Origin of the sequence: Pseudomonas sp. NFACC04-2 (assembly GCF_900119265.1) — a bacterium.
Classification (GTDB): Bacteria; Pseudomonadota; Gammaproteobacteria; order Pseudomonadales; family Pseudomonadaceae; genus Aquipseudomonas; species Aquipseudomonas fluorescens_AA.
This window is the reverse complement of record NZ_FPJC01000003.1, coordinates 251,191-275,588: the sequence shown is the minus strand read 5'-3', so window position 1 is coordinate 275,588 and position 24,398 is coordinate 251,191. Positions and strand designations below refer to the sequence as shown.

The following is a 24,398-nucleotide window of genomic DNA, read 5'->3' as shown; positions in this document are numbered from 1 at the left end:
AACCTCTGGAAACGCCACAAGCGGCAGAATCTACGCCTGCAAACGAAAACGGGCGCATCCCCTGAGGACGCGCCCGTTCATTGTTTTGCGGATGAGTTTCCGGTGCCTCAGAACTCCGCGACCTTGCCCCAGGCCGAAGATTGAAAACGGTCCGGGTGATAGGGACGCGGATCAACCAGCGGGGGCATGTCACAGACAATGTCGGCGATCAAATGGCCCGCACCCGGACCGATGCCGAAGCCATGACCGCTGAACCCCGCCGCCAGCACCAGGCCAGGCAGGCTCGCCATCTCGCCGATGCCCGGGACGCCGTCAGGCGTGCTGTCTACATAACCTGCCCAGGCTGCGGTGACTGACGACGTTTTCAGCATGGGGATCAGGTCTACCGCGCGCTTGTAAGTCAACTCAACCGTCGAGGCATCTGCCTTCGGATCCAGAATTCGCATGCGCTCCATCGGCGTGGGCTGGTCCAATCGCCAGCGGCTCAAGCCTTCGTGCCCCGACTGAAAGCCTTCCAGGCCGCCGGGGGCCAGCTTGCGCCACCGGCGCTGGAACATCGGCAGGAACTGGGGGGCGAAACGCAGCAATTGCAAGGTAGGGTCAACACGCCCTCGGCCACTGATGGCCAGCGTGATACCGCCATCGGCGCGACGGGTCATGGACACTTCATCCGTGTGGAGTGCGTCCGGTATCTCTTGGGCGCTCTTGGAAACCGACAGTATCGTCTGACGAATGGACGCCTGGGGAAACCGGATGCCGTACTGACGGCAGAAAGAAGACGCCCACGCGCCACCGGCGAGCACCGCGATCTTGGTGCGAATGGTGCCCTTTTCGGTGACGACGGCAGACACCCGGCCGCCCTCGGTCTCGAGGCCACGGGCGGCGCAGCCTTGGTGCACCGTGCCACCCAGTTTAATGATGGCCCGTGCGACCGCCGGAGCGGCACGGGATGGGTCTGCCGTGCCGTCGGTAGGTGAAAAGACCCCGCCTTTCCAAGGCTTGCCGGTCACCCGGCCATGTTGAGCGGCCTGCTCCGCCGTCAGCATGTGGGTTTTCACATTGACGGTACGGGCGAACTCCCCCCACTTTGCCCAACCAGCCAGCTCTTTCTCGTTGTTGCTCAGATAGAGCAAGCCACACCTTCTGAAGCCTGTGTCCTCACCGGTCTCTGCCGCGAACTGCTCCCAAAGATCCAGGCTCTTGGTCGACAGCGGCAATTCGCGAGCGTCTCGATTCTGCTGACGGCACCAACCCCAGTTTCGACTCGATTGCTCTGCCCCCACGCGGCCTTTTTCCACCAGCGCGACCTTCATGCCGCGCTTGGCCAGGTAATAGGCCGTGAAGGCTCCGATAATGCCGCCGCCGATCACGACAACGTCAGCGTGCGTCGGAAGCTCAGAATTCGTCTCTACGGAAATTAACGGTGCTGGCATTTTAGGGATGTCCATGAAGGCCGGGGATTTGAAGGTACATCGTCTTCAGGCGGTCGCGGGTGCATCGGCCATGCACTGAGGGTGGCGACCAGGGCAAGCCGCTACTTCGTTCTGGAAGCATCAGTGCCACGCTGAATCATGGTGTTATTACAACACCAAGAAACCGTGCATAAACGGTTAAAAGTATAGGTCGCCTGGTACAAACCACCGTTTTACCGGACGTGTTCAGCAGACTTTGCGGAGCGCTTCGGATGGGGGGGTGATTATCTGTTTCGCGGGACACATGCCGGCATTCATTTAGCTGGGCCATCGCTATCGCGAGCAAGCTCGCTCCCACACTGGTTTTTGGCAGACAACAATATGTGCTTAGTACCCTGTGGAAGCGAGCTTGCTCGCGATGAGGCCGGCACATTCAACGTCTCATTGACGATGAAACCACCTTCGCGAGCAGTTCGCTGGTCATACTTTCAATGCCTCCTCCAGAAACGCCACCAAGGCCTGCACACGCGCGCTACGTAGTTTTCGTGAAGGCACCAACAGGTTGATCGGCGCACTGTCGAATTGCCAATCCGCCAGCACCCGAACCAGACGCTTGCCGGCAATGGCGTCACTGACATCCCATTGCGAACGCAGCACCAGCCCCAGGCCTTGCTCGGCCCAGCGTCGAGCCACGCTGCCATCGTTGCTGAGCATCGCGGGCTCGATGCGCAGGGTTTTGCGCCCCTGCCCCTTACGCAGATGCCACAGCGTGACGTCTTCATCATTTTCACGGATGCAGATGCAGCGATGCTCGGCAAGTTGCTCAGGCGACGACGGCGTGCCGTGCTGCTCCAGATAGGCAGGGCTTGCGCATAACCATCGTTCATTTGACGTGAGGCGTTTGGCGACCCATAGGCTGTCATTGAGGTGGCCGATGTGAATCACCGCGTCGCTATCGTGACGATCCGGCCATGGCGTTTCGCGTAAATCCAGGTGCAGGCATAACTGAGGGTGCAGCCTGGCGAAACGCGCCAGCAGCGGTGCAATGCGTTGTCGCCCATAGCCGAACGGCGCCGCCAGCCTGAGCGTGCCAACCAACCGCTCGTCGCGGTGCTTGAAGGATTCCGGGAGCGCTTCCAACTGCTCCAGCAAACGCGCGCTTTCACGGGAGAAACGCTCGCCATCGGCGGTGAGACTCAGGCGTCGGGCATCGCGATTTGCCAGTGTCAGGCCGAGCAGCGTCTCCAATTTGCGCAAACGCATGGACAGCGCAGGGGGTGAGACATTCAGGCTTCTGGCGGCGGCGCTCAACGATTCGCAGCGCGCCAGCGTCACGGCCAGACGCAGGTCCTCGATGGAGATCATTCAATTCTACTTAATGATTGATGACATCTCATTGAACCATATCTTTACGACAGCTTTGTAGAGTGGCCCTGCACCCAACCATTCGAGTCCTCCTTATGTCAGCCTCCTTTGCCACCCTCGATACCCCCGCCGCGATCGTGGATGTGCCGCGCATGCAGCACAATATCCAGCGCATGCAACAACGCATGGATGCCTTGGGTGTGCGTTTGCGCCCGCATATCAAAACCAGCAAATGCCTCCCCGTGATCCAGGCGCAGCTCGCCGCCGGAGCCAGCGGCGTCACGGTTTCGACCTTGAAGGAAGCGAAGTACTGTTTCGCTGAAGGCATTCGTGACGTTTTCTATGCCGTCGCCATCGCCCCAGGCAAACTGCCCCAGGCCTTGCTGCTGCGGCGCCAAGGCTGCCGGCTGAGCCTCCTCACGGACAGCCTTGCCGCAGCCCAGGCCATCGTCGCCTTCGGCCAGCAGCACAACGAACGTTTCGACGTCTGGATCGAGATCGACTGCGACGGTCATCGATCCGGCCTGCACGTCGAAGACGATTCACTCGTTGCAGTCGCACGGATACTCAGCGAGGGAGGTATGCCGCTTCGCGGGGTGATGACCCACGCCGGGTCAAGCTATGAACTCGACACCCCTGGAGCGCTGCAAGCCCTGGCCGAACAGGAGCGCGCTCTATGCGTCAATGCGGCCCAACGAATCCGCGAAGCCGGGTTCACCTGCCCGGAGGTCAGCATCGGCTCGACGCCTACAGCCTTGTCGGCACTGAACCTGGAAGGCGTCACTGAAGTGCGCGCCGGGGTCTATGTGTTCTTCGATCTGGTGATGCACAACATTGGTGTCTGCCAGGCCGACGAGTTGGCGCTGAGCGTGCTGACCACTGTCATCGGTCATCAGAAAGACAAAGGCTGGATCATCACCGATGCCGGTTGGATGGCCATGAGTCGTGACCGCGGCACGCAGCGCCAACAGCGGGACTTTGGTTATGGCCAGGTTTGCACCGAAGCCGGCGATTGGATCGAGGGCGCGTTACTCACGGGAGCCAATCAGGAGCACGGCATTGTCTCGCTTGAAACGGACGAGGGTGTCGACATCACCGCGTGCTTTCCCATCGGTAGCCGCCTGCGCATCCTGCCCAATCATGCCTGTGCCACAGGCGCGCAATTCCCGGACTATCACGCGGTTGACGCCGACGCTGGCGTGCACACCTGGAGTCGCTTGCATGGCTGGTAATCAAGCAGGCTCGATCCATTTGATCAGCACGACCAACGCCGCGGCGCCGGGTGGACATTACGCCCAGGCGGTCGTGCATCAGGGCGTTCTGTATGTGTCCGGACAACTGCCCGTACGCGCCGATGGCGTCCACAGTGCCGACCAACCGTTTGAGGTCCAGGCCGCCATCGCCCTCGATAACCTGGTGGCAATCCTCGGCGCAGCAGGCCGGAGCACGCGCGACCTGCTGAAAGTCACGGTCTATGTCGCAGGTATCGAACACTGGCCCGCGTTCGATCGAATCTACGCCCGTTACCTGGGGGAGCATCGGCCCGCACGAGCGGTAGTGCCCGTTCCGGCCTTGCATCATGGCTACCTGATCGAAATCGAAGCGATGGCCCTCGCCACGGCGTAATGCCAAGTTATCCCGGCAGATACGGCAGATTCTCCTTTGCGCACCTGAACAACGGCATCTTTCGTCTGGGCTGCTTTGTTAGCTTATTGAGCAGGCTCGACATACCGCTCTAAAGGAACACTTTGGATGATGACTCAATCTTCGAATAGCTACAGCGTTGATCCGCAAACCGCCCAGCTGTTTTACATCGATGGCGGTTGGTCTGCACCGGTAAGCCCGGCCAGTTTGCCGGTGGTCAACCCGGCGACCGAAGAGGTTGTTGCCCAGGTCGCCAGCGGGTCTGCCGAGGATGTTGATCGGGCGGTCGCGGCGGCGCGTGCCGCGTTTGCCGGTTGGTCGGCCACTTCCACAGCGTCGCGCGCGCAGGTGTTGGGCAAGCTTCATGAGCTTATCCTTGAGCGCAAAGAAGATTTTGCCCAGGCGATCTCCCTGGAAATGGGCGCAGCCATCGGTTCTGCACGGGCGATGCAAGTGCCCCTGGCAGCCGAGCACGTCCGGGTCGCCCGCGACCTGCTGTCCACCTATCGTTTCCAGACCGTCGAGAACGGGACCGCGATCCGACGCGAACCCATCGGCGTCTGCGGCCTCATCACCCCATGGAACTGGCCGCTTTATCAAATCACCGCAAAAGTCGCCGCAGCGCTGGCGGCCGGCTGCACGGTGGTCCTCAAGCCCAGTGAACTGTCGCCGCTGAGCGCCCTTCTGTTTGCGCAAGTGGTCCATGACGCGGGCGTTCCAGCGGGTGTCTTCAACCTGGTGAACGGCAGCGGCCATGTCGTCGGCGCTGCGATGGCCGCCCATCCCGACATCGACATGATCTCGATTACCGGCTCAAACCGTGCGGGCGCGCTGGTGGCCCAGGCGGCTGCCCCGACGGCGAAACGGGTCGGGCAGGAACTGGGCGGCAAATCCCCGAACATCCTGCTGCCCGACGCCGACTTTGCCAAAGCCGTCCCACTGGGGGTGATGGCGGCGATGCGCAACGTCGGGCAATCCTGCAGCGCCCCTACCCGGATGATCGTGCCCAAGGACCGGCTGGCGGCGGTCGAAGCGCTGGCGGCCGCCACCGCCAACGGGATCATCGTGGGTGATCCACAATCACCGGAGACGGTACTGGGTCCCATTGCCAATGAAGCCCAGTTCAATCGCGTACAAGCCATGATCGAGGCCGGCCTGCAAGAGGGAGCAAAGCTGCTGTGCGGCGGGCTCGGACGCGTGTCGGGGTTTGAAAAGGGCTTCTACACCCGCCCGACTGTTTTCTCCGAGGTGGATAACGCCATGCGGATCGCCCAGGAAGAAATCTTCGGGCCGGTGCTGTGCATCATTGCCTACGAAAGCATCGACGAGGCGGTCGCTATCGCCAACGACACGATCTATGGGCTTGGCGCCCATGTTCAGTCACAGGATATTGAACTGGCGCGTGCAGTGGCGGCTCGTATCCGTGCGGGGCAAGTGCTCCTGAATTACCCGGCCTGGAACCCCATGGCGCCATTCGGGGGCTACAAGCGCTCGGGCAATGGCCGTGAGTACGGTGTCTTCGGCCTCGAGGAATACCTGGAAACCAAGGCGATCGTTGGGTTTGGCGAATCGCCTGAAGGTTCTTCCCGTACCTAGAGCTTCGGTGCCAGCTGTCCATACTTCGATGGCAGATGTGCCCTCGGGCACATCACTTCACACGCTCCCAGACGATGTGAACCTTCGCCCCATCGGGACGGCGAAAATCTTCCACCATCTGGTCTCCGTCGACCTTCAACTGCAGGTCGTCCCGGGTACGCACGGCACCCACCCAGTTCGGGAACGTCGAACCTTGGACAGTATTGCCCGTGAACTCACCGTTCTGGTTGACGGTGTATCGCCCGAAAAAACCGATGCTCCCCGCCATCGCTGCCCGGTTTTCCTCATCGGTGCCTTCGCCACGCACATTGGATCGAAACACCGGCACGCGCGGATCAGTGAGTACTTCGATAAACGTCAGCTCTGACGTGAAGACGAGCCAACCATGGGGATTGGGGCCATAAGCCTCCGATCGGCTGCCCTGGCTCTCAACGGTTGCGCTGACCATGCGCCATGTCCCGACCAAGGCGTTTTCTTTGCTCGCGAACACGCTGGAGAATGCCGAGAAGGCAATCACCGCACCGACGGTCAATACCTTGTTTTTCAGACTCATCAGCATCACCTTTCACTCGCCGCAACGATGCGACGGACAATAAAGTAGGTTTGATCTTGGTTGGCAGGGGCTTCATGCCCTGGCGGCGATGGCCGCCAAGCGCAGCTCCCGGGAAGCGGCGTTGTCCGCCCGCCGTCCCAGATGCCAGCCCAAGTAACCCCACAGCAGCGCGCAACAGGCGCCAATCATCGCGGCCGGACCGGCGCCCTGCCCTAGCAGGTCGAGCAGGCTCTTGGCCCAGCCGCTCATGGCGTCACCCGCGCGGTACACCACGGTGTCGATGAAGTTCTTGGCCTTGTATTTACTCTCGGCATCCAAGGGTGCGAACAGCATTTCCCGGCCCGGTCGGACGAACGCGTACTCGCCGATCCGTCGCACGATCATCAGCGCTGCCAGCAGCGCGAACCCCGGCGCCAACGCCAGGCCGAGGAAACCAATGCACATGAGCAGCGGCACGATGGCCAGCAGGGCACGCACTCCCAGTCTCGGCGCGATACGACCGGTGATGAACAGCTGGGACAGCAACGCACCGGCCTGCACGATGATGTCGATGGTGCCGAAGATGCGCACTTGCGCCGCGCGATCCGGATAGAGCTCGGCCACCAGACGCGCCTGCTCGAAGTAGAGAAAGGTGCTGACCGTCGCCAACAGCACAACGAACCCGGCGATTCCCAACAGGTAAGGTGACCTGAGCACCGCTGTCAAACCACTGAACGGATTGCCCTGCAAAGGCTGCCGAGGGCTTTGCGTCGGCGCGGCGCCGGGACGGCCCGCCCCACCCTTTTCGCGCCACCCCATCAACGCTCGTTTCAACACCAGCGTGGCCCCCAGCAGCAAGGCCGCCAGCAACATCAACCCCGAGGCACCCAGAGGACCGATGAGCAGCGCGCTCAGGGCCGGCCCCAGCAGGCCACCAACGCTGGCGCCCGCGGCGATGAAGGCAAACAGGCGCTTGGCCTGCTCGCTGTCGAATACATCCGCCATCAGGCTCCAGGCCACGGAGACGACGAACAGGTTATAGACCGAGATCCAGACGTAAAAGACTCGGGCCAGCCAGATACTGTCCGGCTGGAACTGGAACAGCTCGACGAACATCAGCAGGTTGAAGCCAAAGAAGCCGTACACCCAGTCGATCAGCCGCAGGCGCGGCACTCGGGCGCTGAACCAGGCGAACAACGGCACGGCCGCCAGCATGACCAGAAAGGTCGCGGTAAACAGCCATTGCAAATTCTCCACCCCCGCTGCGATGCCCATCGACTCACGGATCGGACGCAGCATGAAGTAACCGGTGAAGAGGCAAAGAAACAGCAGGAACCCGCACAGCGCCGGACGCAACTCACCATCGCGGGCGTTCAGGGCGAGACTCAGCCGGTGCAAATAGGAAGGCGTACTCATAGGAACTCCGGGAAGACGGCAACAAGGCAAAGGTCAAGCGCGGACGGACGCCCGCGCCCAGGGTTGCATCAGCGATAGGTCACGCCGGTCAGGCGCTCGGAGACCGCCCAGAGCCGCTCGGCATCCGCCTCCGTGCTGGCGGCGGGCGGCGTCTTGGCGAACCCCAACGGACCGCGTCTCTCTCCGTCGCCGGTCGGGCCGTAATAAGCCCCGCCTACGGCTTGGGTAGCCGTGGCGGCATATAGCGTGGGCAGCGCCCCTTGTGCCGCTGAGTGGTACGCGTCGCGGTCCTTTGCCCAGCGCCGACCGAACTCGCTGTCGAGGCCTGGACCCCGTTCGACCAACTCGGTCACGGCAACGCCGGGGTGCGCCGCGATGCTGCGAATGCCCCAGTTTTCGGCGTCACTGCGCCGCTGCAAGGCAAAGGCCCAGTGCAGCACGGCCAGTTTCGATTGTGCGTAGGCCGCGTAGGGGTCGTACTTCTGCTCGCTCTGCAGATCGTCGAGGTTCATCGCGCCACGCGCCGCGGCAATGCTTGACAGGCTCACCACGCGGGCATCCTCGCTTTGACGCAAGAGCGGCACCAGCAGGCCGGTCAGCGCGAAGTGTCCCAGGTAGTTGGTGGCCAACTGAAGTTCAAAGCCATCGGCGGATGTACCCCGCTCGGGAGGCGCCATGACGGCGGCGTTGTTGATCAACACATCGAGGCGCGGCAGTCGCTGATTGAGCCGCTGGGCCAGGCCGCGCACCGATGATAGATCGGCCAGGTCCACGGCCTCGAACTGTACCTTGGCGTCGGGCACGGACTGGCGAATACGCGCAATGGCCTGCGCGCCGCGTTCCGGGTTGCGCGCGGCGATGATCACCTCGGCGCCGGCGCGGGCCAAGGCCAGTGCATCCTCGTAGCCCATGCCACTGGTGCCCCCGGTGATCAGGACAATCCGACCTTTCTGGGACGGCATGTCGGCGGTCGACCAGTCTGGTTTCGGTGCAATGCGAGTGGCCGCTTCGATACTCACCGCACTGAGCAGCGCGACGCCAGCGGCAAGGGTTTTCGCCAGTCTTCCAAGCCGGCTCATGCGGCCACGGGCGGGTGTTGTTGTGCTATTCCACATGGTGATGGTCCCTGTCTGAAAAATGAACCGGCATCGCCGGACGGTCACTGCTTCGAGCACGCCTCGGCCAATTGCAGAAAGCTGAGGTGTTTCTTTATCCCTTGGGTATTCAAGTAGGTCATCTTCGCTTGCACGACCTCGCACATCGGCGATGTCGGTGTCTCGATACGGATGACCTTGGCGATGTCCAGCGGCATGCCATATTCGTAGGCCGGGACCTGCGTTTGTTCTTTGGCGAGCAGCGGCGAGCCGCTCAGGGCGATGACGACCAGCAGGCCGGCAATCGACAGATTTTGAGTGTTCATAGTGGACTCCACGACACTGTGTCCTCGGGGGACGGTCGTAGCACTCTAGGCGGGGGCGACTGACGTCAAAGTGACTGCTGGCTGACGGGAAGATGTCAAACGCGGGCGGGTTTTACCCCCGGGGCGACGACCAAGACGTCGCCTGGTTCATCAAGGAAAATCCGAAGGTGTTGAGCCCATTCTCGCTGTGGGCGAACACGCGCCCGCCGTGCATGGACGCCACCGCACGCACGATGGAAAGGCCCAGGCCGTGGTGCGCATCGCTTCGCGTCCGGGCGGCGTCGGCGCGGTAGAAGCGCTCGAACAAACGCTCCAGGTGCACGGTGTCGATAGGCTCGCCGGCATTGGAAACGCTCACCTCGACCTGCATGCCGTGGTTGACCAGGCTTACCGTGATAGTGCTGGTCGGCACCGCGTACCGCGCCGCGTTCTGTAGCAGATTGGCCAGGGAACGGTGAAAAAGACGTCGGTCGATGCACACGCGCATGTCGCCCTGGATCACCACGCTCAGCTGTTTGTCGTGCAACACCGGCTCCAGATACTCCACCGTCTTCGCCGCCTCTTCATACAGCGAGACATCGCTGAGCTCGGTTGCTCGTTGGCCGCTCTCGGCCCCAGCCAGGAACAGCATGTCGTTGACGATAGTGCCCATCCGCTCCAGCTCTTCGAGGTTCGACTGCAGCAAGTCCTGAAGCTCACTCACCTCGCGCCCGTGGGCCAATGCCACCTGGGTCTGTCCGATCAGGTTGGTCAAGGGCGTTCGCAGCTCATGGGCCACATTGGCATTGAACCCTTCGAGCTGGCACCAGGCCGCCTCCTGGCGAGCCAGGGCGCCGTTGAACGACACCGCCAGTTCCTGCAATTCGCCCGGCAGCGCCTCGGTGTCCAGTCGTTGTTTCGAATCCCCCGGCGGCAGGCTATTGGCTTGATGGCTCAAGCGCCTCACCGGCCCCAGGCCGAAACGCGCGATCCAATAACCGAGCAGCGCAACCAGCCCGATGCCCAACGCCGAGGTCAGGATCAGTATTTTGGTGAAGTGGTCCAAGGTCTTCCTGAAAGGCGTTGAATCCAGCCCTACGATAAAGCGCAGTTCCGGACGGTCGCCCATGGCCGCAATGGTCTTGAGCAACACCATCATAGGACGTTCGCGCTCAGGGAGATTGAGGGTAAATAGCCCATCGGAGCGCGTCGACCAATCCTGGCCGTCCGGCATCGCCCCGCCATAACTGAAGGCCGGGTTATCAACCAGGATCCAATAGCGGACCCGTTCATCCGCGGGCGTGAGGTCGTCGAGCTTCTGGCGCAAGCCGACCCAGAACGCTGGCGAATCGTACTTCGCCAGCACGGGGTCGAGCACGGAATGGCGCAGGATCAACTCGTTCTGCATCTGCTCATCGAGCGATTGTTTCAAGGAACAACGCAACAGCGTCGCGCTGATCGACATGATCAGCAGGACAGCGAGGGCGAACATCAGGGCGAGCCGCTTGGCGATCGATCGTTTCATCAAGGCGTACCGTGTTGTCTCCCATTTTCCTCGCGGCTTTCCAGTACATACCCCATGCCGCGAACGGTATGCAGCAGCTTGCGCGGATACGGGGCATCCACCTTGGCGCGGACGCGCTTGATCGCGACCTCGACCACGTTGGCGTCACTGTCGAAGTTCATGTCCCAGACCTGCTCGGCAATCATCAACTTGGAAAGGATCTCGCCCTGGTGCCGCGCCAACAGGCTCAACAGACAGAACTCCTTGGCCGTCAGGTCCAGCCGCAGCCCGCCCCGGGTCACTTTGCGCGCTTGCAGATCGACCTCCAAATCGTCGATGCGCAAATGCGTCAGGTCGGCGGAGTCACCCGCGTGACGACGGATCAAGGCCTGGACACGCGCGACGAGCTCGGCAAATGAAAAAGGTTTGCCCAAGTAGTCATCGGCACCCTCGCGCAGCCCGCGAATGCGATCATCCACCGTCCCCCTGGCCGACAACATGATGACCGGGGTTTTCTTTTGCAGGCGCAGGCCTTGCAGCACGTCATAGCCGTCCTTGCCCGGCAGCATCACATCCAGGATCACCACGTCGTAGTCCCATTCCAGCGCGTAATGCAGCCCGTCGATGCCATTGGTCGCGACGTCGACAATATAGCCAAGCTCGGTCAAGCCACGATGGACGTAGGAGGAGGTTTTTTCTTCGTCCTCGACAATGAGCAAACGCATCAGCTGATTCCTCTGCAGCAGCGGGGGCAACCCAATGAGTCTAGACAGCGAAGGTGTCTGGAGGCTGACCGCTTCCTGACATTCTTGTCAGAAAGGGCTCATTGGGCAACGTCGACGCACAATAACCACGGCTCAGATGGATACCGTTTCCGCAGGAGAGAAATCGGCGAGCAATTCGATGAAGGATTGACGCAACCAACGATTCGCCGGGTCATGGTGGAACCGCGTATGCCAGTAAAGATGAATGTCGTAGCCGCAGATGGCCCAAGGCAGCGGCACCAGACGCACATTGGTGATTTCGGCGAAACGTCGGCCGACCGCCAGGGGCACGGTGGCGATCATGTCGGACTCGGCCACCAGAAACGGCACGCCCATGAACCGTGGCAGGCTGAAACGCACCCGGCGCGTGACGCCATGGGCGGCCAGTTCACGGTCCAGCACGCTCATGCCACGCTCTTCGGCCTGGACTGCGACGTGCACGGCCTGCTGGTACTGTTCGGCGCTTATGCTGTCGCCGATGGTGGGGTGATCGTTGCGCACGATGCACACGAATGAGTGACTGTACAGCGCCCTATTGCGGATCGAGGTGTTGAGCAGGCGTGGGAAATAGCCGATGGCCGCGTCCACCTCACCGGCGTCCAGGCCCTCCTCCAATTGCTCCGACGACAATGCCTGGGTACGAATTCTCAAATTCGGCGCGGCTTTGTCGAGCATGCGCATCAGCCGGGGCAGGAACACCATTTCGCCAATGTCCGACATGCACAGCACCAGTTGTCGGTCGGAGTGTTCGGGGATGAAGCCCGTGGACGGCAGCACTTGGCTGCTGACCATCTCCAGGATCCGTTGCACCGGCTCGGCGATCTGCAGGGCCCTGGCGGTAGGCTGCATGCCGCGGGAAGTACGGATGAACAAAGGATCGTCGAACAGAGTGCGTAGCTTGCCCAGGGCGAAACTCATGGCAGGTTGGCTGAGCCCCATGAGATCGCCGGCCAGGGTCACGCTTTGCTTTTTGCGCAGCGCATCGAAGACTTTCAGCAGGTTGAGATCGACGTCCTTGATATCCATATTTTGGATTTTATCTATAAGTGAAATAAGGTTTTCGGATTCTAGGTCGAAGCCTAGACTCGGCACAAGATCGTTAACTCGATTAACCGAATTGACATCTCCCATAACAATAACGGAGCACACCATGCCCAAGAAGCTGCGCAGCAATTTCCCCTACGGCTCCTATTTGTGGGCTGTGCGCGCCGCCCAGTGGCGTGCCTTGGGCATCGACGAAAGCGAGTTGGAGAAACCCAAGATCGCCATCGTGAACTCATCGTCCAACCTGGCGATCTGCTTCAGTCACCTGGATGGCATCGCGGATGTCCTCAAGCAGTCGATACGCGATGCCGGCGCCCTGCCCTTCGAGATTCGCACTGCCGCCCCCAGCGACTTCATCACCGGTGCCGGTGCCGGCGGCGCCTACATGCTCGCCGCCCGTGACCTCATCACCAACGACATCGAAGTCGCGGTCGAAGGGGCTCAGCTCGACGGCATGATTTGCCTGGCCTCTTGCGATAAAACGGTACCCGGCCAACTGATGGCTGCCGCCCGCCTGAATATCCCGACTCTGGTGGTGGTCTGCGGCTACCAGCCGAGTGGCGAGTACAACGGCAAGCATGTCGATATCGAAGACGTGTTTATCAGTTCCATGCACGTGGTGACCGGCACGCTGCCGGTCGAGGAGCTGGCCGGCATGGCCCGCAATGCCATCAAGGGCCCCGGGGTTTGTTCGGGGATGGGCACCGCGAACTCCATGCACCTGGTGTGCGAAGCCCTGGGGATGGCCCTGCCTGGCAGCGCGCCGATTGCCGCCAACAGCCCGCAGATGTTCGATTTCGTGCGCCAGGCCGGCCAGCGCATTGTGGAAATGGTCGAGGAAGACCTCAAGCCTCGGGATATCCTGACCCCCAACGCCTTCGCCAACGCCGTCGCGACCATTCTTGCCGCGGGCGGCTCCGTCAACACCATCAAACATATGCAGGCGGTGGCCGCCGAAGGCGGCGTCGAGGTCGACGTCTATCAACTCTTCAGGGACCTGGGGAACAAGGTGCCGGTGCTGGTCGGTGTGCGGCCGGTAGGAGAACACAGCATCGAGCAAATGGAGGCTGCGGGCGGCGGGCGTGGGCTGCTCAAGCGCCTGGAACCGCTGCTGCATGGCGACGTACTGACGGTCACTGGGAAAACCCTGAAGCAAAACCTGCAAGGGGTGACCGTCAGCGATGACGCGGTGATCCGCCCGCTGGACAACCCCTTCGCCACCCAGCCGGCCATCGTGATGCTCAGTGGCAACATCGCGCCCCAAGCGGGCATCGTCAAATACGGCATCGACCCGAACAAGATGCGCCGCTTCGAAGGCCCTGCAATCTGTTTCGAACGCTCCGCCGATGCCATCCAAGCCTTGCAGGATGGCCGCATACAGCCTGGCCACGTGGTGGTCATGCGCGGTGCCGGTGTGCGCGGCGGCCCGGCCATGGGCGGTGGCGCTTCGAAAGTGGTGTTCGCCATCGACGGTGCCGGGCTCGGCGACCACGTGGCCATGCTGACGGACGGCCATCTTTCGGGGTTGGTGTGCAAGGGGCTTGTGGTGGCCGAAGTCGCGCCTGAAGCGGCCGTCGGTGGCCCGTTGGCGCTGGTCGAAGACGGCGACATCATCACCATCGACCTGGACCGCAATAGCCTCGACGCCCATGTCAGCGAAACCGACATGCAGGCGCGGCGCGCCCGCTGGCAGCCTCTGGCGCCACAGTTCGGCGGCGGCTGGCTGGATATCTACCGCCATAACGTGTCTTCCATGGAGCGCGGTGCGGTACTGATCAAGCCGCGGGACATCACCCACGCTGGAGAACAACCGCAATGAGGTTGCGCGACGACGAGAAAGCCATGCTTGCCGGCGATCAAGGCCCGGCCGTGCAGAAAGCCATGGACCTTCTGGTGCGTTATGGCGAGGCCCTGGATGCGCAATGCCTGGTGGACACGCGGAATGTGGCCGGAACCATCGGCGCCACCACCCCTTTCCTGCGTCAGTACGCCGAACGTGAGGGTGGCATGGACGCGGTGTTCAGCGAGTTCAACCTCGACAGCGCCGAGGTGGTCCAGATCCCCAAGGTCAAGGTATTCAGCAGTCACCTGCAACAAGGCATCGACCCTCGGCACGCCAAGCGCCAGGGGATTGGCGAGGACGTGGTGCGCATTTATGAAACCGGCCAGGCCTACAGCAGCGGCCTGGGCGTACAACCGTTGAACACCTGCACGCCCTATCAAGTCGGCAACGTACCGGTGAAAGGCGAGCACTGCGCCTGGATGGAGTCTTCCGCCGTGATCTACATCAACTCGGTCCTCGGCGCCCGAACCAATGCCGAGGGCCGGGAAAGCACCGGCGCGGCGATGCTGACCGGCAAGATTCCCTATTGGGGCCTGCACCTGGACGAGAACCGTCGCGGCTCCCACCTGATCCAGTTGGACATCGACGTGAGCACCACGGCCGACTGGGGACTGCTCGGTTACTGGGTCGGTGAACAGGTGCAGGATTGCATCCCGGTCATCGAGGGCGTGAGCCACCAGCCCAATCTGGCTCGCCTCAAGCACTTCGGCGCGGCGGCAGCTTCCAGCGGTGGTGTGGAGATGTATCACCTGGTCGGGGTCACGCCGGAAGCACTTACCCGCGAGCAAGCGTTCGGCGCCTCCCGGCCTTCAGCCATCTTGCGCTTTGGTGAAGCCGAACGACGCTGGGCCTACGAGCAAGTCAACGTCACGGCGCACGATGCACAAGTCGACTTCGTCATGCTGGGCTGTCCGCATTACAGCCTCGAACAAATCTGGGAAGTCTGCCAACTGCTGGAAGGCCAGCGCCTGAGTGCGAACACCGAGCTCTGGATATTTACCGCAGCGTCGATCAAGCAACTGGCTGACGTGGCCGGTTACACCCGCATCATTGAGCAGGCCGGCGGGCATGTGATGACCGATACCTGTTCGGCGATCGGCAAGGTGCTGCCCAAGGGCACGCGAGTGGTGGCCGTGGACTCGGCCAAACAGGCCCATTACCTGCCGGCGATCATGGGCATCCAGGCGTGGTTCGGCACCACCGCCGAATGCATCCAGGCGGCCATCGACGGCCGTTGGAAAGGAGTATTGAGATGAGCGCAACCTTTACCCTCCGAGGCCGCAAGGTCGTTGGCGGCTGCTTCGAAGGCGAAGCCCTGGTGACCCATGATCGCATCTCTGGCTGGGGCGGCATCGACCCGCGCAGCGGCACCGTCATTGAGACCCGCCACGAACTCAAGGGCATCAGTTTCGCCGGCAAAGTCCTGGTGTTTCCGGGTGCCAAGGGCTCGTCCGGCTGGTCCTCGCAGTTCCATATCGCCCGTCTCGCCGGCGCGGCCCCTGGCGCCATGCTGTTCAATGAAATGACCGCGAAAATGGGCCTGGGCGCGGTGGTCGTGCACACACCCGCCATGACCGGCTTTACCGAGGACCCGCTGAAGCGGATCCGGACCGGGGACTGGGTGCGCGTCGATGCCGACGCCGGGATCGTCGAGGTGACCCCACGCCCATCGCGCAGTGGCCCGCCCCTACCGCAACAGCCCAACGGTCCGCAGCGAACGCCAGCGCCGTCGTAACCCGAAGAAACCTGCTGAAAACAACCGCTCCCCGTGACCACCGGTCAACGGGTTCGGGGTCGGCTGCCTTTTTTACACCACAAAGGAAGTTTTATGGCTCATGTCATTCGCACGGTACGCCGTACCAGCGCCCCTACCCCGCAACGCCTGCAGGCTGATGTTTGCATTGCCGGCGCGGGCATTTCCGGTATTTCCGCCGCCCTGGAGGCCGCCGCGCTCGGCAAGCGCGTCGTGCTGTTCGATGCCCTGCCCATGCTCGGCGGCCAGGCGGTCGGCTCGATCATCGGGACTTTTTGCGGTTTGTTCTCCAATGGTCCGAACCGCCAGTTGCTGACCCATGGCATGGCCGACGGCATCCTTCGCGACCTGGGTGCTTCGGGCGATTTGCATCAGGCCATCGGCCCCTTGACCACCGTGGTTTACTACGACGAAGTGGCCCTCGGTCGCTGGATTGGTCAAAAGGTGCTCGACGCTGGCATCACCGTGGTGCTCGGTGCGGTATTGCGTGAGGTGGTGCGCGAAGGCACGCGGGTCCAGGAAGTGGAGTTGGCCACCCGTTATGGCGACGTGCGCGTGGCGGCCGACGGTTTTATCGATGCCAGCGGCGATGCGGCACTGGTCTGGAATGCCGGGCTCGCCTGTCGCGAACCGGACACGCCCATCTACGGCACCCAGATGTTCGTTCTCGAGCATATCGATGAAGCCCACCTGCCGACGCGCGCGCAATTCACCGAACGGGTCAAGGAAAAAGCCAGGCACTACGGCATCGAGCGCGACGACGGCCTGTTCTTCCAGTTCCCCGGACGCGGCACGGCGGCGTTCAACATGACGCACATCGAAACGCCCCTGGATCCGGTCGCCGCGTCTCACGTCGCCCTCGCCGGGCGCCAGCAGGTGGACCAGGTGATCCAGTTCCTCAAAGTGGAGTATCCCCAGGCCTACGGCAAGGCCAAGGTGCGGGCGTATGCACTGCCAGGCATTCGCCAGACCCGCTGGATTGTCGGCCAACATCACCTGACCACCGATGAAGTGCGAGCCGCTACGATGTTTCCGGATGCAGTGGCGCGCACCTCCTGGCCGGTGGAATTGCATGGCGACAGCACCGGTTACCAGTGGGAGCCCTTTGGCGACGATCATGTCCACAGTGTGCCGTTGCGCAGCATGCTTCCCGAAGGCAGCGATAACCTGGTGGTCGCGGGCCGCTGCATTGACGCCGACGCAGCCGCGCTGTCGAGTGTGCGCGTGATGGGGCCGTGTATCGCCATGGGGGCCGCGGCCGCCCATGCACTGGATCTGGCTGGCCCGGACGGGCGCCTGAGTGATATACCCGCGCAGGTGTTGCGCGAACGGCTGGCGTTCAATCTGGAATAGGTTTCCAAGCAGTTCGATGCGCCCGCCATGTGAACAGGGGGCGCCACTCCGACAACAATAAAAAATGCAGTGGAGAACGCACATGTCACAGTCCCGTACCCTGGATGTCGCGGCGCTTATAGAGGCGCGCAAACTGTCACGTTTCAACTACGTGGTGATTCTGGTTTCGGTCTTGATCACCTTTCTCGATGGCTTCGACTTGTTGGTGCTCTCCCACACCGCCTCCTACATCGCCGATGAGGTCGGCCTGGACAAGATCCAACTGGGCGAAATCTTCTCCATCGGCCTGCTGGGCATGATGCTGGGTGGGTTCTTCTTCGGTTACCTGGGGGATCGCATCGGACGGCGCCCCACCATTCTGTTTTCCACCTGCGCGTTCGGCCTGTTGACATTGCTGTTTGTCATGGCCGACAGCTACGCGTCGCTGATGGTCCTGCGTTTCTTCAACGGCTTCGCCCTGGGCGCCATGTTGCCGTTGTGCTGGGCCTTGAATATCGAGTTCGTCCCCAAGCGTTATCGCTCCACGGTGGTCACCATTATCATGGTCGGGTTCAGCCTCGGCAGCGCGATGGCCGGCCCGCTGACGGTGTGGCTGGCGCCGCATATCGGTTGGCAGGGCGTGTTCGTGTTCGGCGGCGTGGTCACGCTGTTCGCCTGGGTGCTGTTGTTCTTCACCCTGCCCGAATCGGTGCGTTTCCTCGCCAGCAAGCGACAGGCACCGGAGAAAATCGCGGCGATTCTCAAGCGCATGGACCCGAACCTGGACGTGCTTCCTACTGACCAATTCGTCCTGCTGGACGAGCCGGACATCGGTCGCCAGGCATTCCGGGTCAGCCAACTGTTCATCGGTCGCTTGAAATGGATCACGCCCATGATCTGGCTGGGTTACTCCGCCAGCTCCATGGCCATGTATTTCCTCGCCTCCTGGAGCCCGCTGGTCTATCAATACGCTGGCTTCGATCGTGCGACAGCGTCGTGGGTCAGCTCGATTGCATCGTTCAGCGGTGCGATGGCGGGCCTGGCGATGATGCGCTTCGTCGATACCCGTGGACCGTACATGGTGATGATCTATCCGTTGCTGGCCTTGCCTTTCCTGCTGGTGCTGGGCATCACCGGCATGCAAGGCACCGCGTTCCTGATGTTGAGCCTGGCCGGCGGTGTGTTCGTCAAAGGCTCCCACTATGGAATCCTCAGCATCGCCGGGGTGTTCTATCCCAGTGCCATTCGCGCCAATGGCGCCGGCTGGGCCACCTCAATCGCCAAGATCGGCTCGATCCTAGGCCCATTGCTGGGCGCCTATGTGCTCAATAGTGGCCTGCCGGTGGTCAAGAGTTTCCTGGTCCTGGCGGTCTGCCCCGCCGTGCTGGCGGCCTGTGCCTTTGTCATTGGCCACCTGACACGCCGCCATCGTGGGGCAGACCCACTGCCCGCCCCGTCACAAACCTGAGCACCTTTCTGCCGACTTAGAGCGCCTGACCCAAGCAGCCCGTACCGCGTCGCTATCGACGCGGTCAGGCAAAACTCGTCCTGAATAATTCTACTGATCCTGAGACCAATAAAAATGAACAGGAACCTTCTCTTCGCCACCGCCCTGACGCTCTGTGGCCCAGTCACCGGCGCCCATGCGGACTTCATCAAAGACAGCAGCGCGACGCTGACGACGCGCAACTTTTACTTGAATCGCGATTTCCGCCAGAACGACGCGCCTCAGGCCAAGGCCGAGGAATGGACCCAAGGCTTCATTGCCGAGCTTCAATCGGGCTACACCGAAGGCACTGTTGGCTTCGGAGTCGATGCCCTGGGTGAACTGGGGATCAAACTCGATTCCGGCGCGGGCCGCCGTGGCGGTGGGCTGTTGCCTTATGGCCCCGACAGCAATCAACCGGTGGACGACTACAGCGAACTGGGGCTGACCGCAAAAATGCGCCTGTCCAATACCCAGCTCAAGGTCGGAACGCTGATGCCGATTCATCCGCTGGCGTATTACAGCGATACGCGATTGCTGCCCTCCACTTTCACCGGCGCCTACCTGACGTCCGGCGAGCTCGACAACTTGACCGTCACCGCGGCAAGACTGACCAAGGCCAATGGCCGCGACTCATCCAGCAACGACGACATCAGCTATGCCGGCCAAAGCAGCGATCACCTGGACCTGCTCGGCGGCGATTACACCGTCGGCAAGCAACTGACCCTGCGCTACCACTACGGTGAGCTGCAAGACATCTACCGTCAGCAGTTCGCCGGCCTGATCCATGTGCTGCCCCTGGGGGAAGGCGTGAGCCTGCGCTCCGACCTGCGCTACGTCGACAGCGACGATATGGGTGTTGGCAAAGCCGGGAAGATCGACAACCGCAACTTCAACGGCATGTTCACCCTGACCGTCGGGACCCAGCGCTTCTCCGCGGCGTTCCAGCGGCTGTCGGGTGAAAGTGTGTTTCCAGTCATCGATACCGGCACGCCCTATGTGGCGAACCTGGTCACCTACAACTCGTTCACCAAAGCCAACGAGAAGTCCTGGCAGTTGCGCTACGAGTATGACTTCGCCGCGCTCGGCATACCCGGCCTGACGTTCATGACCCGCTACGTAAAAGGCAGCGATATCCACACGCGCACGGTCAGCGACGGCAGTGAGTGGGAGCGCGACACCGACCTGGCTTACGTTTTCCAAAGCGGTGCCCTGGAAGGCCTGAACGTGCGTTGGCGCAACCTCACCTTCCGCTCCGGAAACGGCCTGACCCAGCAACTCGATGAAAACCGCTTGATCGTGGCTTACACCTGGAAACTGTGGTGAGCCCTGCCCACCGGAACCCGCTCGCATACGTCTTAACGGGAGAACACCCATGACGTCGTCTCGCGCCGTTGATGTCGCCGCCCTGATCGAGGGGCGCAAACTATCGGGCTTCAACTATCTGATCATCTGCGTGTCGGTGTTGATCACCTTCCTCGATGGTTTCGACTTGTTGATGCTGTCCCATACCGCCGCCTACATGGCCGAGGAAATCGGCCTGGACAAACTGCAACTGGGCAACATTTTCTCCATCGGGTTGTTCGGGATGATGCTGGGCGGGTTCTTTTTCGGTTATCTCGGCGACCGGATCGGGCGTCGTCCGACCATCATTCTGTCCACCAGCGCCTTTGGTGTGCTGACGCTGCTGTTCACCTTTGCCGACAGCTACGCCTCGCTGCTGGTGCTGCGTTTTCTCAACGGTTTTGCCCTGGGCGCCATGCTGCCGCTGTGCTGGGCACTGAATATCGAATTCGTGCCCAAGCGCTACCGTGCCAGCGTGATCACCATCATCATGGTCGGCTTCAGCCTGGGGGGCGCGGCAGCCGGTCCACTGACTGTATGGCTCGCACCACAGTACGGCTGGGCCAGTGTGTTCGTGCTGGGCGGTATCGCCACGCTGCTCTCCAGCGTCCTGTTGTTTTTCACCCTGCCGGAGTCGGTGCGGTTTCTGGTGAGCAAGCAGAAGCAACCGCAAACCGTGCTGCGAATCCTCAAGCGCCTGGATCCGGGCATCGATGTGCGCGCCGGGGACCGCTATTTTCTGACCGATGAAATCGACATCGGCCGCCAGCCATTTCGGGTCGGCCAGCTGTTCATCGGCAAACTGAAATGGATCACGCCCATGATCTGGATCGGCTTTGGCGCAAGCTCCATGGCCATGTACTTCCTCGCGTCATGGAGCCCGCTGGTGTATCAGTATGCGGGCTTCGACCGGGCTACGGCGTCCTGGGTAAGCTCCTTCGCGTCCTTCAGCGGTGCCATGGCAGGGCTTGTGCTGATGCGAGTCGTCGATACCCGAGGGCCCTATGCGGTGATGATCTATCCCCTGCTTTCATTACCCTTCCTGCTGGCGCTGGGCATTGGCGACCTGCAAGGTAACGCCTTCATTGCGCTGAGCATGATCGGCGCCATCTTCGTCAAGGGCAGTCACTACGGCATCACCAGCATCGCCGGAATTTTCTACCCCAGTGCCATTCGCGGCAACGGCGCCGGATGGGCCGCCTCCATGGGTAAGTTCGGCTCGATATGCGGGCCGCTGCTCGGTGCCCATGTGCTCAACAGCGGCATGCCTGTCGTAAAGAGCTTCGCGGTATTGGCCCTGTGTCCTGCGGTGCTGGGCGTGTGCGCCTACACCGTGGCGCGCATCGATAGACGCCCAGCCATGGAAGCGGAGCTATTGAACCCGGCGAAACCCTAGAAGAGCAGTAGTGGGTACGTAGTTTCACCCCCTATGGGCAGGGGGGGCGAGTCAGCATTCACTTTTCTCGTTATTCGATTAAAGAATCATCTATATAGCTAATGAAACTAAGCAAACGACCTTTCAGTCACCTATCTTGACCTCAGCATCTGCCAATCTGGCCACATGCTAAAGACCGCCAGACCGATAAGGAGATCACCTCTGTGGTGGATGTGCAGCAAACGTTGGACTCGATTTCCCTTCGCATTCCCTTTGGCGGCGCCCTTGCCTACGGCGCCACCTTTCTTACGACGGCCAACTGACGCCCGAACCCGAGCCAAGGAAGCCGCTCATGGCAATCACGCAAAACAACCGTTTGGTGCAGGTCGACAGTCCTCTTGGCGGCGACGTCCTGTTGCTGCAAAGCATGGAAGGCAGCGAAGAGTTGGGGCGGTTGTTCCACTACGAATTGGACCTGACCTCCGAAGACCGGGCGATCACGTTCGACCAGCTGCTGGGCAAACCGATGGGCCTGACCCTGGAGCTGTACGACGGCGGCAAACGCTATTTCCACGGCATCGTCTGCAGTTGCCGGCAGTTGACCGGACACGGCCAGTTCGCCGGTTACCGCGTCAGCCTGCGACCCTGGTTCTGGCTGCTCACGCGCACCTCCGACTGCCGGATTTTCCAGAACAAGACGGTGCCGGACATCATCAAGCAGGTGTTCCGTGACCTCGGCTTCTCCGATTTCGAAGACAGCCTGAGCGGCAGCTACCGTGAGTGGGAATATTGCGTGCAGTACCGTGAAACCAGCTTCGACTTCGTCAGTCGACTGATGGAGCAGGAAGGCATCTATTACTACTTTCGCCATGAAAAAAACCGTCATGTTCTGGTACTTGCCGATGCCTATGGTGCCCACTCCACGGCGGCGGACTATGCCTCGGTGCCCTTCTACCCGCCCGATCGGCAAATGCGCGAGCGCGATCATTTCTACGACTGGCAACTGGCACGGGAAGTCCAACCTGGCTCGCTGGCGCTGAACGACTACGACTTCCTGCGCCCGCGCGCCAGCCTTGAGGTGCGTTCCAGCGTACCGCGCAACCACACCAACGCCGACTACCCGCTCTACGACTACCCCGGTGAGTACGTCCAGAGCAATGATGGCGATCACTATGCGCGTACTCGTATCGAAGCCATTCACAGTCAGTTCGAGCGTGTGCAGTTACGCGGACGCGCCCGCGGAATCGGTTGCGGTCACGTGTTCACGCTCACGGGATACGACCGTGCGGACCAGAACCGCGAGTATCTGGTGGTGGCCGCCCGTTATCAGATTCGTCAGGATGCCTATGAAAGCGGGCAGTCGGACGTCGCCGAACAGTTCGTCAGCGAGCTGGACTGCATGGATGCCAACCAGGCCTTCCGCCCTCTGCCCCTCACGCCGATGCCCATCGTCCGCGGACCGCAGACTGCCGTGGTGGTGGGCCCCAGTGGCGAGGAGATTTGGACCGACCAATATGGCCGGGTCAAAGTGCATTTCCATTGGGACCGCCATGACCAGTCCAATGAAAACAGCTCCTGCTGGATTCGCGTCTCCCAGGCCTGGGCCGGCAAGAACTGGGGATCCGTGCAGCTCCCGCGGATCGGTCAGGAAGTGATCGTCAGTTTCCTCGAGGGCGATCCGGATCGGCCGATCATCACCGGCCGCGTCTACAACGCCGAACAGACCGTGCCCTACGGGTTGCCCGCCAATGCCACCCAGAGCGGGGTGAAAAGCCGTTCAAGCAAGGGCGGCTCGCCGGCCAACTTCAATGAAATCCGCATGGAGGACAAGAAAGGCGCCGAGCAGCTGTTTATCCACGCCGAGAAAAACCAGGACATCGAGGTCGAGAACGACGAGACCCACTGGGTTGGCCATGACCGCCGCAAGACCATCGACAACGACGAGACCGTGCACGTTAAACACGACCGTACCGAAACCGTCGATAACAACGAAACCATCACCATTGGTGTGGATCGCAAGGAAAAGGTCGGCAATAACGAAACCATTTCCATTGGTGTGAACCGCACCGAGGATGTCGGCAGCAACGAGAAAATTACCATTGGCGCCAATCGCACCGAGAGCGTGGGCAGTAACGAGACCATCACCATCGGTGCCGACCGCACGGAAAAAGTCGGTGCGAACGAAAAAATCTCCATCGCCAGCAACCGGACCGAGGACGTGGGTGGCAACGAGACCATCGGCATCAGCGGCAACCGTAACGAAACGGTCCAGGGCAATGAAGGCATCGAGATCAACGGCAACCAGAGTACCCAGATCGGCCAGAACGAGTCCCGCGACGTCGCCCAGAACCGCAGCACGGGCATCAAGCAGAACGACAGCCTGGACGTGGGCAAGCACTTCTCCCTCAACGCTGGCGACTCCATCAGCCTGACCACGGGCGCGGCCAGCATCACCATGAAGAAGGACGGCACCATTGTGATCAGCGGCAAGAACATCACCATCGACGGCTCCGGCGCCATCAACATCAAGGCGAACAAGAACGTGGTCGTCAAAGGCCAGAAAATCCTGCAGAACTAGCCACGGAGTGG

At 61.5% G+C, this 24,398-nt stretch carries 20 protein-coding genes; 11 read left to right on the top strand and 9 right to left on the bottom strand.

The annotated features are described in order from the left end of the window. Nucleotides 1–107 precede the first annotated feature (107 nt). Both BT125_RS05715 and BT125_RS05710 read right to left on the bottom strand, forming a co-directional pair. The gene (locus tag BT125_RS05715; RefSeq protein WP_072405581.1) at nucleotides 108–1,433 is read right to left on the bottom strand and encodes an NAD(P)/FAD-dependent oxidoreductase; all 1,326 of its coding nucleotides are present in this window, start codon (nucleotides 1,431–1,433) and stop codon (nucleotides 108–110) included. A 459-nt stretch (nucleotides 1,434–1,892) separates the two neighbouring features. Beyond that, on the bottom strand, nucleotides 1,893–2,777 hold the full coding sequence (locus tag BT125_RS05710) for a LysR family transcriptional regulator (RefSeq protein WP_072405580.1): 885 nt from the start codon (nucleotides 2,775–2,777) through the stop codon (nucleotides 1,893–1,895). Nucleotides 2,778–2,872: 95 nt separating this feature from the next. On the opposite strand from BT125_RS05710, the gene BT125_RS05705 reads away from it, so the two are divergent. From BT125_RS05705 to BT125_RS05695, 3 genes are all read left to right on the top strand, one after another. Beyond that, nucleotides 2,873–4,009: a DSD1 family PLP-dependent enzyme gene (locus tag BT125_RS05705; protein ID WP_072405579.1), complete on the top strand. Its 1,137-nt coding sequence runs from the start codon at nucleotides 2,873–2,875 to the stop codon at nucleotides 4,007–4,009. Next, nucleotides 3,999–4,403, top strand: a complete 405-nt coding sequence (locus BT125_RS05700) for a RidA family protein (protein ID WP_072405578.1) — start codon at nucleotides 3,999–4,001, stop codon at nucleotides 4,401–4,403. The genes BT125_RS05705 and BT125_RS05700 overlap by 11 nt, the downstream gene beginning before the upstream one ends. A gap of 126 nt (nucleotides 4,404–4,529) precedes the next feature. Then, nucleotides 4,530–6,017 carry an aldehyde dehydrogenase family protein gene (locus BT125_RS05695; RefSeq protein WP_072405577.1) on the top strand — a complete coding sequence of 496 codons (1,488 nt, stop codon included), beginning with the start codon at nucleotides 4,530–4,532 and terminating at the stop codon, nucleotides 6,015–6,017. 52 nt (nucleotides 6,018–6,069) lie between these two features. Here the strand turns inward: BT125_RS05695 and BT125_RS05690 are convergent, their stop codons facing one another. The 7 genes from BT125_RS05690 to BT125_RS05660 all read right to left on the bottom strand — a co-directional run bounded on the left by BT125_RS05690 (nucleotide 6,070) and on the right by BT125_RS05660 (nucleotide 12,658). Continuing rightward, nucleotides 6,070–6,570, bottom strand: a complete 501-nt coding sequence (locus BT125_RS05690; RefSeq protein WP_072405730.1) for a lipocalin-like domain-containing protein — start codon at nucleotides 6,568–6,570, stop codon at nucleotides 6,070–6,072. 72 nt (nucleotides 6,571–6,642) lie between these two features. Beyond that, the gene (locus BT125_RS05685) at nucleotides 6,643–7,965 is read right to left on the bottom strand and encodes an NTP/NDP exchange transporter (protein WP_072405576.1); all 1,323 of its coding nucleotides are present in this window, start codon (nucleotides 7,963–7,965) and stop codon (nucleotides 6,643–6,645) included. A 68-nt stretch (nucleotides 7,966–8,033) separates the two neighbouring features. Further along, nucleotides 8,034–9,080, bottom strand: coding sequence for an oxidoreductase (locus tag BT125_RS05680; protein ID WP_072405575.1), 1,047 nt, complete (start codon nucleotides 9,078–9,080; stop codon nucleotides 8,034–8,036). Between the two features lie 44 nt (nucleotides 9,081–9,124). Continuing rightward, nucleotides 9,125–9,385 (bottom strand): DUF2790 domain-containing protein, encoded by a 261-nt coding sequence (locus BT125_RS05675; protein WP_072405574.1) that lies wholly within the window; start codon nucleotides 9,383–9,385, stop codon nucleotides 9,125–9,127. A gap of 112 nt (nucleotides 9,386–9,497) precedes the next feature. Beyond that, nucleotides 9,498–10,889, bottom strand: coding sequence for a heavy metal sensor histidine kinase (locus tag BT125_RS05670; RefSeq protein WP_072405573.1), 1,392 nt, complete (start codon nucleotides 10,887–10,889; stop codon nucleotides 9,498–9,500). After that, a complete protein-coding gene (locus BT125_RS05665; RefSeq protein ID WP_072405572.1) occupies nucleotides 10,889–11,593 on the bottom strand; it encodes a heavy metal response regulator transcription factor in 705 nt (234 codons plus the stop codon). The genes BT125_RS05670 and BT125_RS05665 overlap by 1 nt, the downstream gene beginning before the upstream one ends. A gap of 132 nt (nucleotides 11,594–11,725) precedes the next feature. Continuing rightward, entirely contained in the window at nucleotides 11,726–12,658 is a 933-nt protein-coding gene (locus BT125_RS05660; RefSeq protein ID WP_072405571.1) for a LysR family transcriptional regulator, read from the bottom strand. A gap of 124 nt (nucleotides 12,659–12,782) precedes the next feature. On the opposite strand from BT125_RS05660, the gene BT125_RS05655 reads away from it, so the two are divergent. The 8 genes from BT125_RS05655 (at nucleotide 12,783) to BT125_RS05620 (ending at nucleotide 24,387) form a co-directional block, all read left to right on the top strand. Further along, nucleotides 12,783–14,495 (top strand): dihydroxy-acid dehydratase, encoded by a 1,713-nt coding sequence (locus BT125_RS05655; RefSeq protein ID WP_218190262.1) that lies wholly within the window; start codon nucleotides 12,783–12,785, stop codon nucleotides 14,493–14,495. Further along, nucleotides 14,492–15,775: an aconitase X gene (locus tag BT125_RS05650; protein WP_072405570.1), complete on the top strand. Its 1,284-nt coding sequence runs from the start codon at nucleotides 14,492–14,494 to the stop codon at nucleotides 15,773–15,775. The genes BT125_RS05655 and BT125_RS05650 overlap by 4 nt, the downstream gene beginning before the upstream one ends. Next, entirely contained in the window at nucleotides 15,772–16,254 is a 483-nt protein-coding gene (locus tag BT125_RS05645; RefSeq protein WP_170866806.1) for an aconitase X swivel domain-containing protein, read from the top strand. The genes BT125_RS05650 and BT125_RS05645 overlap by 4 nt, the downstream gene beginning before the upstream one ends. A 93-nt stretch (nucleotides 16,255–16,347) precedes the next feature. Then, nucleotides 16,348–17,625: an FAD-dependent oxidoreductase gene (locus tag BT125_RS05640; RefSeq protein ID WP_072405569.1), complete on the top strand. Its 1,278-nt coding sequence runs from the start codon at nucleotides 16,348–16,350 to the stop codon at nucleotides 17,623–17,625. 82 nt (nucleotides 17,626–17,707) lie between these two features. Then, on the top strand, nucleotides 17,708–19,072 hold the full coding sequence (locus tag BT125_RS05635) for an MFS transporter (protein WP_072405568.1): 1,365 nt from the start codon (nucleotides 17,708–17,710) through the stop codon (nucleotides 19,070–19,072). 114 nt (nucleotides 19,073–19,186) lie between these two features. Further along, nucleotides 19,187–20,416: an OprD family porin gene (locus tag BT125_RS05630; RefSeq protein WP_072405567.1), complete on the top strand. Its 1,230-nt coding sequence runs from the start codon at nucleotides 19,187–19,189 to the stop codon at nucleotides 20,414–20,416. 49 nt (nucleotides 20,417–20,465) lie between these two features. Next, a complete protein-coding gene (locus tag BT125_RS05625; protein WP_072405566.1) occupies nucleotides 20,466–21,830 on the top strand; it encodes an MFS transporter in 1,365 nt (454 codons plus the stop codon). 331 nt (nucleotides 21,831–22,161) lie between these two features. Continuing rightward, the gene (locus tag BT125_RS05620; protein ID WP_072405565.1) at nucleotides 22,162–24,387 is read left to right on the top strand and encodes a type VI secretion system Vgr family protein; all 2,226 of its coding nucleotides are present in this window, start codon (nucleotides 22,162–22,164) and stop codon (nucleotides 24,385–24,387) included. The last annotated feature ends 11 nt before the right edge of the window (nucleotides 24,388–24,398 follow it).

What these genes read in the sequence shown, in the direction of transcription:
- BT125_RS05695 (WP_072405577.1), top strand. Translation starts at nt 4,530, where the DNA reads ATGATGACTCAATCTTCGAATAGCTACAGCGTTGATCCGCAAACCGCC.
- BT125_RS05650 (WP_072405570.1), top strand. Translation starts at nt 14,492, where the DNA reads ATGAGGTTGCGCGACGACGAGAAAGCCATGCTTGCCGGCGATCAAGGC.
- BT125_RS05685 (WP_072405576.1), bottom strand. Translation starts at nt 7,965, where the DNA reads ATGAGTACGCCTTCCTATTTGCACCGGCTGAGTCTCGCCCTGAACGCC.
- BT125_RS05690 (WP_072405730.1), bottom strand. Translation starts at nt 6,570, where the DNA reads ATGAGTCTGAAAAACAAGGTATTGACCGTCGGTGCGGTGATTGCCTTC.
- BT125_RS05655 (WP_218190262.1), top strand. Translation starts at nt 12,783, where the DNA reads ATGCCCAAGAAGCTGCGCAGCAATTTCCCCTACGGCTCCTATTTGTGG.
- BT125_RS05700 (WP_072405578.1), top strand. Translation starts at nt 3,999, where the DNA reads ATGGCTGGTAATCAAGCAGGCTCGATCCATTTGATCAGCACGACCAAC.
- BT125_RS05680 (WP_072405575.1), bottom strand. Translation starts at nt 9,080, where the DNA reads ATGTGGAATAGCACAACAACACCCGCCCGTGGCCGCATGAGCCGGCTT.
- BT125_RS05645 (WP_170866806.1), top strand. Translation starts at nt 15,772, where the DNA reads ATGAGCGCAACCTTTACCCTCCGAGGCCGCAAGGTCGTTGGCGGCTGC.
- BT125_RS05660 (WP_072405571.1), bottom strand. Translation starts at nt 12,658, where the DNA reads ATGGATATCAAGGACGTCGATCTCAACCTGCTGAAAGTCTTCGATGCG.
- BT125_RS05715 (WP_072405581.1), bottom strand. Translation starts at nt 1,433, where the DNA reads ATGCCAGCACCGTTAATTTCCGTAGAGACGAATTCTGAGCTTCCGACG.
- BT125_RS05670 (WP_072405573.1), bottom strand. Translation starts at nt 10,889, where the DNA reads ATGAAACGATCGATCGCCAAGCGGCTCGCCCTGATGTTCGCCCTCGCT.
- BT125_RS05640 (WP_072405569.1), top strand. Translation starts at nt 16,348, where the DNA reads ATGGCTCATGTCATTCGCACGGTACGCCGTACCAGCGCCCCTACCCCG.
- BT125_RS05705 (WP_072405579.1), top strand. Translation starts at nt 2,873, where the DNA reads ATGTCAGCCTCCTTTGCCACCCTCGATACCCCCGCCGCGATCGTGGAT.
- BT125_RS05625 (WP_072405566.1), top strand. Translation starts at nt 20,466, where the DNA reads ATGACGTCGTCTCGCGCCGTTGATGTCGCCGCCCTGATCGAGGGGCGC.
- BT125_RS05630 (WP_072405567.1), top strand. Translation starts at nt 19,187, where the DNA reads ATGAACAGGAACCTTCTCTTCGCCACCGCCCTGACGCTCTGTGGCCCA.
- BT125_RS05675 (WP_072405574.1), bottom strand. Translation starts at nt 9,385, where the DNA reads ATGAACACTCAAAATCTGTCGATTGCCGGCCTGCTGGTCGTCATCGCC.
- BT125_RS05665 (WP_072405572.1), bottom strand. Translation starts at nt 11,593, where the DNA reads ATGCGTTTGCTCATTGTCGAGGACGAAGAAAAAACCTCCTCCTACGTC.
- BT125_RS05710 (WP_072405580.1), bottom strand. Translation starts at nt 2,777, where the DNA reads ATGATCTCCATCGAGGACCTGCGTCTGGCCGTGACGCTGGCGCGCTGC.
- BT125_RS05635 (WP_072405568.1), top strand. Translation starts at nt 17,708, where the DNA reads ATGTCACAGTCCCGTACCCTGGATGTCGCGGCGCTTATAGAGGCGCGC.
- BT125_RS05620 (WP_072405565.1), top strand. Translation starts at nt 22,162, where the DNA reads ATGGCAATCACGCAAAACAACCGTTTGGTGCAGGTCGACAGTCCTCTT.